The 16,540-nt window shown below is 54.5% G+C and carries 17 protein-coding genes; 13 read left to right on the top strand and 4 right to left on the bottom strand.

What is annotated here, in order from left to right; genetic code table 11:
* Positions 1-110: 110 nt before the first annotated feature.
* The 5 genes from HMPREF0494_RS03100 to HMPREF0494_RS03080 all read left to right on the top strand — a co-directional run bounded on the left by HMPREF0494_RS03100 (position 111) and on the right by HMPREF0494_RS03080 (position 7,619).
* On the top strand, positions 111-2,270 hold the full coding sequence (locus HMPREF0494_RS03100) for a PBP1A family penicillin-binding protein (protein ID WP_007123475.1): 2,160 nt from the start codon (positions 111-113) through the stop codon (positions 2,268-2,270).
* Between the two features lie 69 nt (positions 2,271-2,339).
* Entirely contained in the window at positions 2,340-2,711 is a 372-nt protein-coding gene (locus HMPREF0494_RS03095; protein ID WP_040458711.1) for a YlbF family regulator, read from the top strand.
* A gap of 134 nt (positions 2,712-2,845) precedes the next feature.
* Complete coding sequence (locus HMPREF0494_RS03090) at positions 2,846-4,054, top strand: metallophosphoesterase family protein (RefSeq protein WP_007123472.1); 1,209 nt, start codon at positions 2,846-2,848, stop codon at positions 4,052-4,054.
* The gene (locus HMPREF0494_RS03085; RefSeq protein ID WP_007123471.1) at positions 4,044-6,512 is read left to right on the top strand and encodes an ATP-binding protein; all 2,469 of its coding nucleotides are present in this window, start codon (positions 4,044-4,046) and stop codon (positions 6,510-6,512) included. The genes HMPREF0494_RS03090 and HMPREF0494_RS03085 overlap by 11 nt, the downstream gene beginning before the upstream one ends.
* A 150-nt stretch (positions 6,513-6,662) precedes the next feature.
* On the top strand, positions 6,663-7,619 hold the full coding sequence (locus HMPREF0494_RS03080) for a peptidylprolyl isomerase PrsA (RefSeq protein WP_007123470.1): 957 nt from the start codon (positions 6,663-6,665) through the stop codon (positions 7,617-7,619).
* A 45-nt stretch (positions 7,620-7,664) separates the two neighbouring features.
* Here HMPREF0494_RS03080 and HMPREF0494_RS03075 read toward each other — a convergent pair whose 3' ends face one another.
* The gene (locus HMPREF0494_RS03075) at positions 7,665-7,892 is read right to left on the bottom strand and encodes a hypothetical protein (RefSeq protein WP_007123469.1); all 228 of its coding nucleotides are present in this window, start codon (positions 7,890-7,892) and stop codon (positions 7,665-7,667) included.
* Entirely contained in the window at positions 7,892-8,326 is a 435-nt protein-coding gene (locus tag HMPREF0494_RS03070; protein ID WP_007123468.1) for an HIT family protein, read from the bottom strand. The genes HMPREF0494_RS03075 and HMPREF0494_RS03070 overlap by 1 nt, the downstream gene beginning before the upstream one ends.
* Before the next feature lie 113 nt (positions 8,327-8,439).
* Here HMPREF0494_RS03070 and HMPREF0494_RS03065 point away from each other — a divergent pair, with 113 nt between their 5' ends.
* Genes HMPREF0494_RS03065 through trmB form a run of 3 tightly spaced genes read left to right on the top strand, consistent with a single transcriptional unit; the run spans position 8,440 to position 11,031 of the window.
* Entirely contained in the window at positions 8,440-9,177 is a 738-nt protein-coding gene (locus HMPREF0494_RS03065) for an ABC transporter ATP-binding protein (RefSeq protein WP_007123467.1), read from the top strand.
* Positions 9,170-10,378, top strand: coding sequence for an ABC transporter permease (locus HMPREF0494_RS03060; protein WP_040458710.1), 1,209 nt, complete (start codon positions 9,170-9,172; stop codon positions 10,376-10,378). Before HMPREF0494_RS03065 ends, HMPREF0494_RS03060 begins: the two co-directional genes overlap by 8 nt.
* 2 nt (positions 10,379-10,380) lie before the next feature.
* Positions 10,381-11,031, top strand: a complete 651-nt coding sequence (trmB, locus tag HMPREF0494_RS03055) for a tRNA (guanosine(46)-N7)-methyltransferase TrmB (protein ID WP_007123465.1) — start codon at positions 10,381-10,383, stop codon at positions 11,029-11,031.
* A gap of 60 nt (positions 11,032-11,091) precedes the next feature.
* Here the strand turns inward: trmB and HMPREF0494_RS03050 are convergent, their stop codons facing one another.
* Positions 11,092-12,111, bottom strand: a complete 1,020-nt coding sequence (locus HMPREF0494_RS03050; RefSeq protein WP_007123464.1) for a zinc-binding alcohol dehydrogenase family protein — start codon at positions 12,109-12,111, stop codon at positions 11,092-11,094.
* 144 nt (positions 12,112-12,255) lie between these two features.
* Here HMPREF0494_RS03050 and HMPREF0494_RS03045 point away from each other — a divergent pair, with 144 nt between their 5' ends.
* Complete coding sequence (locus HMPREF0494_RS03045) at positions 12,256-12,591, top strand: winged helix-turn-helix transcriptional regulator (protein ID WP_040458709.1); 336 nt, start codon at positions 12,256-12,258, stop codon at positions 12,589-12,591.
* A gap of 135 nt (positions 12,592-12,726) precedes the next feature.
* Here the strand turns inward: HMPREF0494_RS03045 and HMPREF0494_RS03040 are convergent, their stop codons facing one another.
* Positions 12,727-13,062, bottom strand: a complete 336-nt coding sequence (locus tag HMPREF0494_RS03040) for a PepSY domain-containing protein (protein ID WP_007123462.1) — start codon at positions 13,060-13,062, stop codon at positions 12,727-12,729.
* Positions 13,063-13,202: 140 nt separating this feature from the next.
* On the opposite strand from HMPREF0494_RS03040, the gene HMPREF0494_RS03035 reads away from it, so the two are divergent.
* The 4 genes from HMPREF0494_RS03035 to HMPREF0494_RS03020 all read left to right on the top strand — a co-directional run bounded on the left by HMPREF0494_RS03035 (position 13,203) and on the right by HMPREF0494_RS03020 (position 16,529).
* Positions 13,203-13,523 carry a thioredoxin family protein gene (locus tag HMPREF0494_RS03035; protein ID WP_007123461.1) on the top strand — a complete coding sequence of 107 codons (321 nt, stop codon included), beginning with the start codon at positions 13,203-13,205 and terminating at the stop codon, positions 13,521-13,523.
* 241 nt (positions 13,524-13,764) lie between these two features.
* Positions 13,765-14,412, top strand: coding sequence for a YtpR family tRNA-binding protein (gene ytpR, locus HMPREF0494_RS03030; RefSeq protein WP_007123460.1), 648 nt, complete (start codon positions 13,765-13,767; stop codon positions 14,410-14,412).
* 25 nt (positions 14,413-14,437) lie between these two features.
* On the top strand, positions 14,438-15,745 hold the full coding sequence (gene murC / locus HMPREF0494_RS03025) for a UDP-N-acetylmuramate--L-alanine ligase (protein WP_007123459.1): 1,308 nt from the start codon (positions 14,438-14,440) through the stop codon (positions 15,743-15,745).
* Between the two features lie 70 nt (positions 15,746-15,815).
* Complete coding sequence (locus HMPREF0494_RS03020) at positions 15,816-16,529, top strand: Bax inhibitor-1/YccA family protein (protein WP_007123458.1); 714 nt, start codon at positions 15,816-15,818, stop codon at positions 16,527-16,529.
* The last annotated feature ends 11 nt before the right edge of the window (positions 16,530-16,540 follow it).

The following is a 16,540-nucleotide window of genomic DNA, read 5'->3' as shown; positions in this document are numbered from 1 at the left end:
TATATATACTTGTTAAGCCTTGCTAAAAAAATCGCTGAAAGTGCGGCAAGCGGTGGAAAGTGTGCTAAAATGGTTTGCATTCTAAAATGAACGGATAATGGAGAGAGAAAATGAAACGTGAGCCACAAACAAATTCTACCAAGGACCGGCTGGTCGCCTGGTTAAAGAAAGTGGGCAAACAGCTGCTGGCGTTTTTGCAAGACGTTTGGCGGCGCTTTAAGAAAAAACTCAAGCAAGTTTGGCACCGCTACCAGCTGACTCGCTGGTTAATAGTCGTGTTTCTCAGCCTCTTTCTGCTGATGAGCATCCACTTGACCTTTGTAGCGAAGACTTCGGACGTCAAGAACCTGCAGAATCGTTTATCCCGCCCGACAATGATTTACGATAATAAAAAGCAGTCGGCGGGGAGCCTGTACTCGCAAAAGGGAACCTACGTGAAGCTTAACAATATCTCCTCGAGTGTTCCTGACGCGGTGCTGTCGACTGAGGACCGGAACTTTTACCACGAGCACGGCTTTTCGGTCAAGGGTTTGAGCCGGGCGGCCTTCCTGCTGGTCAAAAATAAGCTTCTCCACCGCGACTACATCTCTGGCGGGGGGAGTACCCTGACCCAGCAACTGGTTAAGAACGCCTTCTTGACCCAACAGCAGACCTTCTCACGAAAGGCCCGGGAAATCTTTATCGCGGTCGAAGTCGAGAACCAGTATCCCAAGAACGAAATCCTGACGATGTACCTCAACAACGCCTACTTCGGCCACGGGGTCTGGGGAGTCCAGGACGCGGCCCGGCGGTACTTTGACGTCAACGCCAGCCAGCTGACGGTTCCCCAGGCGGCCACCCTGGCGGGGATGCTGACTTCACCGGGAATTTACGACCCGATCGACCACCCAGACGCGACCCGGGCCCGACGGAACATGGTCCTGCAACTGATGGTTGAAAATAAGAAGCTCAGCCAGTCCGCCGCGACCGCCTACAAGAAGACACCGTTGGGGATTAACAGCGGCTACGTGGCTAACGACAGCTACAAGTACCCCTACTTCTTTGACGCGGTGATTTCCGAGGCGGCCAGCCAGTACAACATTTCTGAAAAGTCGATCATGAATGATGGCTATAAGATCTACACGACCCTGGACCAGGACCAGCAGCGCTCGATGCAGGATACCTACGATAATGACAATAATTTTCCTGATAATTCTGCCGATGGGACGATGGTGCAGTCAGCGTCAATCGCAATGAACCCGAAGACCGGGGGTGTGACCGCAGTCGTGGGTGGCCGTGGCAAGCACGTCTTCCGGGGCTTCAACCGGGCGACCCAGATGCGGCGGCAGCCGGGGTCGACGATCAAACCAATCGTGGTCTACGCGCCCGCCTTAGAACACGGCTATTTCTACGATTCGGAACTCCAGGATAAGAAGCAGTCGTACGGGACCAACAACTACACGCCAAAGAACTACGATGATACTTATAGCGGCAAGGTGCCGATGTACAAGGCCCTATATGAGAGTTTAAACGCCCCAGCGGTTTGGCTGCTCAACAAGATCGGGGTCAACCAGGGCTATAAGATGGCCGAAAAATTCGGCCTGCCGGTGGAAAAGGGCGATAAGAACCTGGCCCTGGCCCTCGGTGGGATGACTAAGGGGGTCTCGCCCCAGCAGATTGCCCGGGCCTACGCAGCCTTTGACAATGACGGGCAGATGCCGACCCCGTACTACATCACTAAGATCGTTGACGCCTCGGGGAAGGTCGTTGCCCAGAATAAGGGCTCCAAGGTTAAGCACGTCGTCTCCAGCAAGACTGCCCGGGAAATGACCAGTATGCTGATTGGGGTGTACGAGCACGGCACCGGGGAGAGCGCCAAGCCGGCGGGCTATACCCTGGCCGGAAAGACCGGGACGACTAATTCCGGGGTCAAAGGTGACGAGTCCAATGACCGCGATAAGTGGATCGTCGGCTACACGCCTGACGTGGTGGTCGCCACCTGGGAAGGCTACGACGATACCAACTCTAACCACGTTTTGGACGATATTTCGGAGCGTAACATCAACGGCCTCTTTAAAAATGAGATGACTGGCATTTTGGAGAACACGCCGGGAACCAAGTTTACGGTCCAGGACGCCCAGACCCGGGCTAACAAGCGGGTTAAAAACACAGGGGGCTGGAAGTCCTTCTTCAGTGGCGATCATGATGTCCTCAACCGCTTTAACCAGTCGGTCAATAACATTGGCGACAAGGCCAGCCAGTTCTGGGACAACGTCAAAGCCCTCTTTTAGGCGGCCGTTTCACCACCAGGCAAAACATGATACAATTTATAGTAATGAACCGAAAAGGAGTTATCGATGATGGTTGTAAATATTTATGACACGGCCAATGACATGAGCCGGCAATTAGTGGAAACGCAAGAATACCAGGGCTTAAAGAAGGCCTTGGACGAATTGAAGGCGGACAGTGAAGCCTTCGAATCCTTCAAGAAGTTCCAACAAATGCAGGCTGAAGCCCAGCAAAAGCAAATGAAGGGCCAGCAGCCAAGCGAAGATGAGATCAAGGCAATCCAGACCCTGGCTAAGGAAATCAGCGGCAAGCAGGCGGTGCAAAACTTGATGAACCAGGAACGGCAAATCGACCAGATGCTGCAACAGCTGAACAAGACGATTACCAGCCCGATTCAAGACCTGTATAGTGAAATCATGCCGCAATCTAACGAAAATAACTAGCAGGACTTGCTAGCCAGCGGACTTGAGAATGGTTCTCGGCCGCGGGTACTACTTGGCCTCCAGCGTTCGGCTTTACTAGAACGATGGGGGCTTTTGCGTTGTTGCTCAAACTTTGGTAAGCGAGTGGGGTGGAAATGGTGAAGTTTATTCATACGGCAGATTTGCACCTGGCCAGTCCCTTTCAGGGGTTGACTAAGGTGCCTGGTCAGCTTTGGCAGCGAGTTTATGACTCCACCTTTGTTGCGTTTCAAAAAATTGTTGATGCCGCAATTGACGAGCGGGTCGACTTTGTTGTGATCACGGGGGACATTTATGACGGTGAACGGAAAAGCATTGCGGCCGTTAACTTCTTTAACGAACAGCTGGGCCGGCTCGCCGACCGTCAGATCCCCGTCTTTTTGTGCTATGGCAACCACGACTTTCAGCCGGTAACCGCGACGAACCAGTCCTTGCCGGCAAATACCCACGTCTTTGGCAACCAGGTTGCGACGGTGGACTTTAAGCTGACTGACGGCAGCCGGGTTGCCGTGACTGGCTTTAGCTATGGCCAGCGGTGGATTGAGCAGGATGTTGCGAAGCAGTATCCGATAAAGGGGCCGGTAGACTGGCAAATCGGTTTGCTGCACGGGGCACCCTACCAGGCGGGGGCTGATAACCATTACGCTCCGTTTACGGTGGCTGAGCTGGAGAGCAAGCACTACGACTACTGGGCGCTGGGGCACATCCACAAGCACCAGCAGCTGGCGGCGGCTCCGCCAATTGTTTACAGCGGTATTCCCCAGGGCCGGCATAAGAACGAAGCCGGCAGCCACGGCTACTACCTAGTTCACAGCCAGGGGTCCCGGCTGGTTCCAGAATTCAAACCGGTCGCTGGCATTGGCTGGCGGACCGTGAACGTTAACCTCGACGATTGCCAAAATCAACCGGCCGTTGACCGGGCAATCGCCCAGGCAGCAACCGCAGACGCGGCCGGCCAGCTCCAGCTCTGTGCGGTACGGATCAGCACTAGCCAACCGCGGTGGCGCCTGCTGGTGGAAAATGACGGCCTGCTCAGTCACCTGCAAGCACGCTTGGGGATGCGAGAGTCAATCGACTGGTGGCCCTACCAGCTGACCTTGGCGGCGTGCGCCCAACCAACAAATTTACCGGCCCTCGACCAGCAATACTGGGACCGGGCCCAAGCGGCGGTGTTCACGCCGGAGAACTTGGCGGCCGTGATCAAGCCGCTAGTTAAGCACCAGCCCCTCTACGACCAGTTCATTGACCATCAGGACTTAACGGAATTTAAACAGCGGGCGGTGGACTTAATTAACGAACGGGAGAATCATCAGGATGAGAATTAAGAGTGTCCACATTGATGGCTTTGGCAAGTGGGTTGACCAGGATTTTTCCCTGCCGGCGAATCCGCAGGTGATTTATGGAAGAAACGAGGCGGGGAAGACCACCCTGGCCGTCTTTATCCGCAGCATTTTATTCGGCTTTGCCAACGCAAAGGGGAAGAACCGTTTCCAGCAGTACCGGCCGCGCACTACCGCGGCGTATGGCGGTAGCCTGCTGGTGGAAGCCGGCGGTCAGCAGTACCGGATTAGCCGGACGACGGGACAAGCTGGCGGTAAGGTAACCGTTACTGACCAGCAGGGCCGGGAATTTGGTCCGGAAAAATTAACTGCCCTGTTGGGAAACGTCGACCAAGACCTTTACCAGGCCGTCTTTGGGATCCGGCAGGCCGACCTGGCGGCGGTCGATGAGCTTAGCCGTGCGGATATTCAACGGTACTTGCAACAGGTCGGGGCGGTTGATAGCGGCAAGTGGCGGCGCTTGGTCGCCGACCTGATTAAGGCGGGCGACCAAGTGTTCAAACCCCGGGGCCGGAAGCCGGTCCTCAACCAGCACCTCAGTGAATATCAAGAACTCCAGCAGAGAATTCAGGCGGCCCGGGCAAAGTATGCTGACTACCAGCGTCTGCGGGCCGACCAGCGGACCGCTCAAGAACAGGTTGACAGCGGCCAGGCGAACTTGAAACGGGAACAGGAAAAAGCGGCTGGCCTGGAACGTCTGGTCCGCCTCTGGCCGGTTTTCGAGCAGTGGAAGCGAGGCCGGCAAACTGCTGCGGTTCAGCCAATCAGCGACGAACAGGTAGCGGCGGCCAACCGGCTCGGCGTCCAGGAAGAGGAGCTTAGACGGCAGGTAAAACAGCACGAGGAGCAACTGGCGCAGCTCAACGGGCGCTTGGCCCAGTTTGACCAGGCTCGGTTGCGGGCCGACCATGCCCGCCTGGCAGAATACCAAGACTTGCGGGCCCAACTGCTCCAACTAGCAGCACGGGCTGACCAGCACCGGCAACAGGGTGGACTGGTGGAACGGCGGGTCCAGGAACGAAGCCGGTTGCAGGAACGCTATGGTCAGGAGCCGCCCCGGCCGCTGACCGAGCGCGAATTGGCTAAGCTGGAACAGTTAACGAGGTCCGGGGCGCCCGCCGTTAACCAGGGGCTGATTTTAGGGCTGCTCGGCCTGGGCGGCTTACTGTGCTTGTTCGGTCTGGCTGGCCAACACGGCCTTTTACGAAATCTGGGCCTGTTATTAGTGATTGCAGCCGGCGGTTGGGGTTACTATGGCTACCAGCAGGAAAAGCGGCAGTTGGCGCGGCGGACCGCGGCCCTAGCCGCCTTTGGCCGTCAGCACGGCTTGAGCAAGTTTCCGCCGGAACAGTGGCTGGTGATGCAAGCGGACCTGCGGCGTTACGCGGAATTAAATGCCCAGCTGGCTAACTCATCAGCGGATTCGGGAAGGGACCGGGACCGTTTGGCGGCGATTAGACGGCGCTTGGCCGGTAAGGTTAGTGGCGAGCGGCCGGATGAACTGGCCCGCCAGCTGTTAGGCTGGGAAAATCAGCTGAACGCGCAGTGGCAGTCATGGCAAGACCTCCAGCAGCGGCTTCAGACAGCTCAGCGAGATTTGACGACCCTTAAAGCCCGGTTAAGGGAGGTCCAGGCCGAAAAAGGGGCGATTTACCAGTCGGCGGGGGTTGCCGATGACGCCGAATTTAGCCGGTTCTTGCAGCTGCGGGCCCACAGCCGCCACCAGCAGGCGGCTACGGCAGCGTATGCCGAGCAGCTAACTACGGGGGAGCGGCAGGCCTTGCAGCAGTATGCGGACGTGGCGGACCTCCAGCGAGCGGCTCAGCAGGCTCAAAGTCAGCTGGCGCATGAACGGGCAGCGTTAGAAGCGGCCCGCCAGCGCCAGCAAGCTGCCCAAGTAAAGATTAGCAACCTGGCGGCTGACGGCACCCTTCCGGAGCTGGAACAACGGGCGGCGAACCTGGCGGCCCAGATCTGGCAGGAAGCGCGTCAGTGGACGACTTACCAGTTGACGGCCCAGTGGATTAACCAGGCATTGATTCTAGCGTCTGCTGACCGTTACCCGGCGATTATTAAGGCCGCGGAGGGCTTCTTCGCGACCCTGACGGACCAGCATTATACGAAAATCCTGCTCGACTCTGACGGGGTTGCGGTGCTGACTGCCACACAGGAGCGGTTTGCAGCGGCGGAACTGTCAACGGGGACCGCCGAGCAGCTCTACCTCGCACTCCGCTTTGGCTTTATCAGGGTGATGAGCGACCAGCTTTCTCTGCCAATCATCATTGACGATGGCTTTGTCAACTTTGACTATCTACGCAGGGGGCGGGTGCTTGACCTTCTTAGCCAGTTGGCCCAGCATAACCAGGTCATTTACTTTACCGCCGATGACCGGGCCCGGCAGCAAGCGGACGTGCTTGACCTTGAACGGCTAGATCGTGAATAAATTGTGAAAATCACTTAAACTTTTTCTTGAAAACCCCGGCAGGAGCGTTAATTGTGGTATATTGGGTAGGTACAAAACGGTGGAACAAAAACCATCGGCTGACGGTTCCCGTCAGGGTGAAAGTTAATTTATGACAAGGGATGTGTTTTTTTGAAGTCAAAGAAGTTAATTGCGGTAATCGCTGGAGCAGCCTTGATGCTGCCGTTGGCGGCCTGTGGAAACAAGGCGGTCGCTACGACCAGCGGGGGCAAGATTACCCAAAGCGAATACTATTCCAGCATGAAGGCCACCAGCAACGGTAAGCAGGTTTTGCAGCAGATGATCCTGGACAAGGTCCTGGAAAAGGAATACGGCAAGCAGGTGTCCGACAAGCAGGTTAACGCCCAGTACAACAGCTACAAGTCCCAGTACGGCTCCCAATTTAGTTCTTTCTTACAGCAAAATGGGATGACCGAGAAGTCGTTCAAGCAGCAGCTGCGGTCCAACCTCTTGCTGGAAGCTGCGGTGCGTGATTACTCCCACATTACCAACAAGCGGATTAACGCCCAGTGGAAGAAGTACCAGCCGAAGGTGCAGACGGCCGAAATCCTGGTCGGCAGCAAGAACGACGCCCAAGACATCATCGACCAGTTGAACAGTTCGAGTGATAAGTACAAGACCTTCAAGAAGCTGGCAAAATCCAAGTCGACCGATAGCTCTAACAAGAACAATGGCGGACGGGTTCCAGCCTTTGACAATACCGATAATTCACTGGACTCGGCGTACAAGGAAGCGGCCTTTAAGCTCAAGACCGGCGAGTACACCACGACCCCGGTCAAGACCGACGACGGTTACCAGGTGATCTACATGATTGAACATCCGGCCAAGGGAAAGAAGAGCCAGCACATTGCTGACCTGCGGACCCAGATCGTTCAGGAAAACATGAACAACCGGACCTTCCTCCACAAGGTTGTTTCTAACGTCCTTAAGAAGGGGAACGTTTCCATCAAGGAACAGGACGAGAAGAACATCTTGGATGATTACCTGAATTCCAACGGTGCCACGAGTAGCAGCGGGACCCTGGGCAATTCCAACAGCAGCAACTCTTCCAGCAACGGGAATAACTAGCAAAGTAAAAAGCATCGAGCAGGTGAAATTGCTCGATGCTTTTTATTAATTATGTTTTTCTTTTTTACTCAACCGGTCGGTTATTTCCCGGATTTTATCCAGGCGCGGCTGGTCCTTAAACTGCCACTTGGCGATGTCCGCCTGCACTTCCGTTTGGAATTTGCTGACGGCGGGCAGGCTTTCCTGGAGTTGCTTGACATTAACGCCCAACTCCCGGCAGGAATGGACGAGCCGCTTGACGTCGGTCACCGTTTCTTTGATTGTCTCAAACATTACTGCTCATCTTCCATCTGCTTGACGATTGCTTCTTGGATTTCTTTGTACTTGTCCTCGTCATACTTGGCAGAATTATCCTTAAAGATAATCTTGAAGTCGTCCTGGTCGGTGTAACGGGGTACCAGGTGGATGTGGGAGTGGAAGACTGATTGGTAAGCCAACTCGCCATTGTTGTTGATGACGTTCATCCCCTTAATTGCCGGGTTGGATTTTTTGATTGCCCGGGCAATCTTAGGTAGGCGGGAAAAGACGGCGGCGGCCAGGTCCTCATCGTAGGCGAAAAGGTCCTTGACGTGCTTCTTCGGCACTACCAGGGTGTGGCCCGGGGTACCCTGGGAAATGTCGAGGAAGGCCTTGACAACGTCGTCTTCGTATACGGTATAGCTCGGGATTTCTCCGGCGATGATCTTGCAAAAAATACAGTCAGTCATGTGATCGCACTCCTTTAGCTTTTGTGTCTACCCCTAGTATACCGAAAAAGCGGGAGGCCTGCACCGGATATGGTATAATTAATGGTTGAAATTAAGAGTAAGGGGGAACGCTGATGGCACTTGAAGTAAAGAAGCTGGTGGGGGGATATTCACAGATCCCCGTCTTAAAGCAGGTCAGTTTAACGGTCAAACCAGGCGAACTGGTCGGCTTGATCGGCTTAAACGGGGCCGGAAAGTCTACGACCCTAAACCACATTATCGGTTTGCTGCGGCCGTTTTCCGGAACGATTACCCTCAACGGGCTGACCCTGGCTAACAATCCGGCCGAGTATAAGCAACAGATTGCCTACGTTCCCGAAACGCCGATTCTCTACGATGAGTTGACGTTGCGGGAGCACCTAGAACTGACGATGAACGCCTACGGACTTGACCACCAGGCAGCCTGGCAACGGGCCCGCAAGCTGCTCAAGCTATTTCGGCTCGACAACAAGCTCGACTGGTTCCCGGCCAACTTTTCTAAGGGAATGAAGCAGAAGGTGATGATCTGCTGTGCCTTCATGACTAATGCTAAGCTACTGATCGTTGACGAGCCCTTTTATGGTTTGGACCCCCTGGCGGTGCACGACCTGCTGGACCTGATTGAACAAAAGAAAAAGGAGGGGGTGGCCGTGTTGATGTCCACCCACGTCCTCGATACTGCCCAACGCTACTGTGACCGCTTTGTCCTCCTCGCTAACGGGCAGGTTCGGGCCCACGGCACCCTGGCGGAACTCCGCCAGCAGGCTGACCGACCAGATGAGTCGCTAGATGAAATTTATCTCGGCTTGGCAAGGGATGATCAAGATGAGTAGATTATTTACGAAACGGCGCCAGCGCCACTTTATGATGCTTCTCAAGTACTGGCGGCTGGTGTTCAACGACCACTTTGTCATCGCCCTCTTCTTCCTCTTTGGCGCGCTGGCCTACGGGTATTCAGAGTGGTTGCCGACCCTCAGTGCCAATCAGTGGTGGACCCGCTGGCTGCTAATCATCTGGTTTGTCCTCCTCGCCCAGCTGGGCCGGCTGGCGACCCTGATTAAGCGGCCGGATCCGGTCTTCCTCCTGCCCCAGGTAAAGGCGATGGATGGCTACCTGAACCGGGCTTACGCTTATAGCCTGCTTTTGGCAGGGCTGATGACGGTTGCGGGGACCTTCGCCGCGCTGCCCTTTGCCCTGACGACGGAGCGGCTGTCATCGCTGGACATCGTTGCCGTTTTTCTGACGGCATTAGTGACCAAGGATGATTGGCTGTTTACCGCCCGCAAGTCCATCAGTCTCCGTTGGGCCAAACAACGCTGGCGGACCCAGGTCGAATACTGGCTGAACCCGTTGCTGGCGGCTGCGACGACCTGGCTGGTCAGCCCCCTATTCGGGTTGGCGGTGGCGGTAATCCTTGATGTCGCCATGCGGTTAGTCTACCGTGACCTGACCATCGACTGGCAGGCGGCAGTAAGGATGGAAAGCAACCGGATGTATAGTGTTTACCGCTTCTTCAACCTCTTTACCGACGTACCGAGTGTACAGGGGAGCGTCAAACGGCGGCGTTGGGCGGCCGGCCTGATCCGCTGGCTGTCCAATGGCAACCACCCCTGGGCGTACTTGTACGCGCGGGGCTTTGTCCGCAACACGGACATCAGCGGGATCGTCATCCGCCTGACCCTGCTAGCGATGGTGCTGGTATTTTTGGTACCGGTCCAGTGGCTGAATACCGTACTGGTCATCCTGTTTATCTACCTGATTGCGACCCAGCTGCTGCCTTTATACCGCCAATACGACGCCAACGTCTTTACCCACCTCTATCCGGTTCAACCGAAGGAGCGGGTCAGGGACTTCCAGCGGCTTTTGACCCGGGTGACCGTGGTGGAAGCGGCTTTGATTGTTTTGGCAAGCATTGGTCTAAATTTCAATTGGCGGGGCTGCTTAATCAACCTGGCCCTCGCCGCCATCGAAGTCGGGATCTTGACCCGGTTCTACTTCAAACTGCGAATAAAAAAGTTAAGTGAGGAATACTAATTATGCGTGTGAAACATAAAAAGTGGGCGGATCCGCTGATTGCGGACCACCCGGAGATGATCGTAACTAGTGCTGAGGAGGTTAAGGGCCACTGGCAAGACCGTTTCGCCCAAGCTCAGCCGCTCCACGTCGAAGTCGGCATGGGGAAGGGGCAGTTCATCATTGGCATGGCAAAGGCCCACCCGGAAATCAACTTCATCGGCCTGGAAATCCAGCGAACGGTAGCGGCAATTGCCCTGAAGAAGGCCCTGGCAGAAGAACTGCCTAACCTCCAACTGATCTGTGGGGATGGTTCTGACATCACCAACTACTTCGAGGACCACGAATTAGACCGCCTCTACCTCAACTTCTCGGACCCCTGGCCGAAGACCCGCCATGCCAAGCGGCGGCTGACCTACCATACCTTCTTAGCCGGCTACCATCAAGTCCTCAAAGAAGAAGGTACGATCGAACTCAAGACCGATAACATGGGCTTCTTTGAGTTCTCCCTGCAAAGTATGAACAACTACGGGATGGTCTTCGACGGGGTATGGCTCGACCTCCACAACAGCGATGAAAACGAGCATAACGTTGAAACCGAGTACGAACAGAAATTTGCGGCCAAGGGGCAGCCGATTTACAAGCTGACGGCCCACTTTAAGGAGGCTGAATAATAAAGCGGATAACGGTATTTCTACGATGGGACCGCCGTTATCCGCCTTATTATTTGTAAACTATTCCCAACCTGCAATCGCGACCTTGCCAATCATATGGCCGCCTTCGACTAATTGGTGTGCTTTCCGAAGGTTCGCGGCGTTAAGGGGAATTAGTTCCTTGCTTAAGGTACAGGTGAGGACTCGTTCGTCAAGCAGCTGCGCGACCCGGTCTAAAATTTGGTGTTGCGTTACCATGTCGGGGGTTGAGTAATAGGATTTGGTATACATCCATTCCCAGGCGAAGTGCGCCCGTTTCTTAGTCAGCAGGCGGAGGTTGATGGGGCGCCGGTTTTCGGTAATTGAGCTGATTGCGCCGTTGGGCTTAATTAGCTGGCACATCTCTTGCCAGTGATCGTCAATGCTGCTTAGTCCGAGAACGTAGTCGACGTATTGGTAGCCGCGGGCGTGAACCTGCTTGACCAGGTCCTGGTGGTGGTTGACCACGAAATGGGCACCGTGCTCTTTGGTCCATTTGACTCCGGCGGGGCGTGAAGCGGTGGCAATCACGGTCAAACCGGCTAAACGAGCCAGCTGGGTGGCCACGGAGCCGACTCCGCCCGCCCCGTTGATAATTAAAATCGTCTTTCCAGCGTTCTTTTGGGGCCTGCGGTCGATCCCCAACTGTTCAAATAGCGCTTCGTAGGCAGTTAACGAGGTCAGGGGCATTGCTGCAGCCTGGGCGTCAGAGAGGGTATGCGGCGCGTGGCCGACGATCCGCTCATCGACCAGCTGATATTCACTATTGCTGCCCGGCCGCAAGATTGACCCCGCGTAAAAGACCCGGTCACCGGGATGAAACAGGCTAACCGCGGTGCCAACCTTTGTGACGGTCCCGCAGGCATCATAGCCAATAATTTTCGGCGACTTTAATTTTCCCCGGCCGCCCTTGCGAACGTAGGTGTCGACCGGGTTGACCGCGACCGCCGTTACCTTAACCAGGAGGTCATGGGGGCGCGGCTCCGGCAGTGGCGTTTGAAATTCAAACAGGCTGCGGGGATTATTAATTGGCAGGTGTTCAGTAAATCCGATTGCTTTCATTGTAAGTCACTCCTTTACTTACTTATAGTAATGGGGCGTGGAATGGAAACAAGAGGAGAAAATAAAATTCCTAAGTAACAAATATTTCACTATGGCTGAAGAAAACTAATGATTATATCATTACAACTAAGGAGGGGGATTGGCTTGCCAAGACATATTTACAACTGTGCGCGTGGTTGCCCGGTTGAAAGTACGCTTCAAATTATTTCGGGGAAGTGGAAGAGCGTTATTCTATATCACCTAATTAAAAATCAGGTATGCCGGTTTAGTGAGTTGCAAAAACTGATGCCGCACTGCTCGCGACGGATGCTGGCGCTCCAACTTAGCGAACTGGAAAGAGACAACATTATTTTGAAAAGGGTCTATCCGGCTGTACCGCCGAAAACTGACTATCGACTAACGACTTTGGGCAAAAGTTTGTCTCCGGTGATTATGGCAATGGAAGAGTGGGGCCGTCAGTACAATGCGTTAGTAAACTGACCACGGGAAAAACCTCCTCCAACCGGCTGAAAAGCTGATTGGGGGAGGTTTTCTTTCGTCGCGCAGTCAGTTACTGCGCTGAAGTTATGACTTGGTTAAGTGGCGGAGTTAATTCCCGCTCGCTACGTTTATAAACTAATTTTCCAGCCGCTTCAATTCCAGCAGACTGCCGGTGAAGGCGTCGACCTTGAATTCGTAATTAACCGGTTCGCCGTCCTCTAACCGCGTCAGGCCGCCCCGGTAAGCGCTGGTCTTGACGGCAAACCGCTGAAAGGGAGCCTGCTGGTGGTCAATCCAGCTGCCCGTAATGGTTCCCTCACTAGCAAAGTCGTGACGGATTTGCTTGAGGGCCCGGTTCGCCGGGTAGGGCCGCTTGCCAAACAGCTTGCCGGCTAAGAAGCCTGCAATACCGGAAGCACCAAGGGTTACTGGAACCAGCCATGGATTAAGTGTGTTATTTGAATCGTTCATTGCAACGCTTCCTTTAACTATAATGATTACCCAATTTTAACATTAACGGCGCCAAAAAGCCAAGCAGGTGCTATTTGCGAGTAATTCAGCCGGGCTTATGGTATAGTGACGTTGTACTAATATTAAGGAGGGATGCTTTGATGGAAAAGCTACCTGTAATTAAGGATGACCAATTAGTGGAGAAAATCGGCCAGGGGAAAGTGGTCCTGTTCTTTACCGCTGGCTGGTGCCCGGACTGCCGGTTTATTAAGCCGGCCATGCCGGAAATCGAAGGGGACTTCGCTGATTACACCTTCTACACCGTCGACCGGGATGAAAACATTGACCTGGCGGCAGAATTAAATGTTTTTGGGATTCCCAGCTTTATCGTCTACGATCATGGCAAGGAAATCGGCCGTTTAGTAAACAAAGATCGGAAAACTAAGGAACAAGTGGAAGATTTTTTACGGAATTTGAAGTAAAATAAAAAAGCAAGTCAAAATGGCCCGCTTTTTTAGATATTAAGGAGGCCGGGGCCACTCAGCCTCCTTACGCTTTTTAAAGTCAATCAGTTAATGGTGCAGGAATTGGCTGGCAGCCCCAGCATTGGCTGACCAAACAGTTTACTGCGTGGCGAAGGGGACCCGCGAACCAGGCGACTTGGTTCTGGCCGGCGCCCTTTTCTAATTTAGCGGTTTAAAACAAAGGAGACAGGAACAAAGAATGTTAATTGCAAGCTATAATCCAGCAGAGATGGGCGACATCTTAGTAACGATCACGGCACCCGGCAATGGTGACCAGGCAGCCACGGTTAAGGATGGGGTTGTGCAGATTATGAGTACCAAGGGAAACCAGCTCCTCGGCTATAATTTTATGGACGCCAGCAAGCTATTACCGGAGCTGACGGGGGTTAACGGCCAGGTCTTCTTGAGCGATGACCAGGTTGCCAAGCTTAACCAAAAGCTGGCCGCCGCCGGGTTTGACCAGCAATTAACGGCTGACCACACGCCAAAGTTCGTGGTTGGCTACGTTGAGAAGATGGAAGACCACCCGAAGTCTGACCACCTCAAGGTCACCCAGACCCGGATCGGTGCTGACCAGACGGTTCAAATCGTCTGCGGCTCGCCCAATGTCGCCACGGGGATTAAGGTCGTGGTGGCACGTCCTGGTGCCATGATGCCGGACGGCAAGCTTATCTGGCCGGGGGCCTTGATGGGCGTTGAAAGCGACGGGATGCTCTGCGGCTTCCGTGAATTGCGGATGAAGAACGCGCCAGACAAGAAGGGCCTCTGGATTATCCCTGATGACTGGCAGGAAGTCGGCGAGGCAGTCGACTTTGCCAAGGCCGATACCTTCTTCCCAGCAAAATAAGCAGGACTACGGAAAGGAAAAGAGAATGGAAAAGAAGACATACTACTTCATCGGCATTAAGGGAACCGGGATGGCGGCCCTCGCCCGCGTTTTACACGACCAGGGAAACGAAGTCCTGGGTTCAGACATTGCAAAGGAAACCTTCACTCAGGGCCCCCTGCTCAAGGCGGGCATCCAGATCCTGCCGTTTGACCCGGCCAACCTCAAGCCAGGGATGACGGTGATTAAGGGCAACGCCTTTTCTGAAGATCATCCAGAAGTGCTGCGGGCCAAAGAGATCGGCCTGCCGGTGCTGACCTATCCGGAAGCGGTGGAAAAGGAAGTGGTTGGTCACACCAGCATCGGAATTGCCGGGGCCCACGGGAAGACCAGTACCACGGCCCTGCTGGCCCACGTCCTCGCTGCCGTTGAGCCAACCAGCTACCTGATTGGTGACGGTGTCGGCAAGGGAAACGATGATGACCGCTTCTTCGTGTTCGAGGCTGATGAATACCGGGACCACTTCCTGGACTACCACCCGGACTACGCTATCATGACCAACATCGATTTCGACCACCCGGACTACTTCAAGGATATTGATGACGTCCGTGGGTCATTTGAAACCTATGGACGCCAGGTCAAGAAGGCCATCTTCGCCTGGGGTGACGATGCCAACCTGCGGAAGCTGGACGTTGACGTGCCGGTCTACTACTACGGGACTGGAGCCGGCGACGACTTCCGGGCCGAGAACATCCGCCGGACCCCAGCTGGCTCGACTTATGACGCCTACTTCCGCGACCAGAAGCTGGGGACCTTCACCATCCACCTTTACGGCGAACACAGCATTTTGAACAGCCTGGCGGTCCTGGCCGTGGCCTACATGGAAAAGGTCGATATGGACAAGATTAGGCAGGAACTCGCCAACTTCTCCGGGGTTAAGCGGCGCTTTAGCGAGACCGACATTGCGGATGACAAGCTGATTGATGACTACGCCCACCACCCGAACGAAATCAAGGCGACGATTGACGCGGCCCGGCAGAAGTTCCCCGACAAGGAAATTGTGGCGGTCTTCCAACCCCACACTTACTCCCGGCTGGCGGCCTACATTGATGGCTTTGCCGCTAGCCTGAGCAAGGCGGATAAGGTCTTTGTGACGCCAATCTTCTCTTCCATCCGGGAACAGGGCGGCTCAGTTTCCAGTGCGGACCTTGAAGCCAAGATTCCGGGTAGCGAAGGGGTCGACATGGATAGCATTGACAAGCTGACGAAGTACCATCAGGCCGTCCTGATTTTCATGGGTGCCGGCGACATTGAAAAGTATGAAGAGAAGTTCAAAGAATTGCTTAATAAGTAGTCGTGCTTGCCCACCATGGCGGCAGAATGTGGTATGGTAATTCAATAAGCTTTTAGGAGGAATTACGTTAATGGACAATTTTCCAAATGATTCTGGTCGGCGCGTGGTTGCCGACCAGGCGGGGTTAAATAGTTTTCTGACGAAGATGTACGGAAACATGACCCTGGCAGTTTTAGTTTCGGCGTTAAGTGCCTACTTGACACTGAACGTCTTTGCCCAGCAGGTCCTGGTCTACTTCCAGCAGCATCCGGGAATGGTGTGGCTGATCCTGCTCCTGCCGATTGCGCTGACGATGGGGATCAGTTTTAGTGCCACCCGCAACCCGGTGGGCGGCTTTATCATGCTGATGCTGGTAGCGGTTATCTACGGGGTTGAGTTTGCCCTGATCGCGGGGGCGTTTACTTCGGCCAACATCACGGCGGCCTTTATTTCTTCGGCGGCGGTCTTCGCGACGATGGCTTTGTACGGGTCGGTGACCAAGCGGGACCTGAGCAAGTTTGGTGCCCACGCCATGGCCGCGCTGGTGGCCCTGATTATCGCTTCCATCATCAACATCTTTTTGAAGAGTCCGGCAATTACCTACATCTTCTCTTACATTGCCGTGATCATCTTCGTCGTATTGACGGCGTGGGATGCGCAAAAGATGAAGCAGATCTATCTGAATTACAGTAACGAAAATTCAGTGATGGGCCTGGCAATCGTGGGCGCGCTCCAGCTCTACCTGGACTTCGTCAACCTCTTTATCTCGTTCTTGCAAATCTTCGGGATGAGCGACCGGGACTAATATGTTAAAAA

The sequence above is a fragment of the Limosilactobacillus antri DSM 16041 genome, from assembly GCF_000160835.1.
In the GTDB taxonomy this organism is placed as follows: Bacteria; Bacillota; Bacilli; order Lactobacillales; family Lactobacillaceae; genus Limosilactobacillus; species Limosilactobacillus antri.
This window is presented reverse-complemented; position numbering and strand designations above follow the sequence as displayed.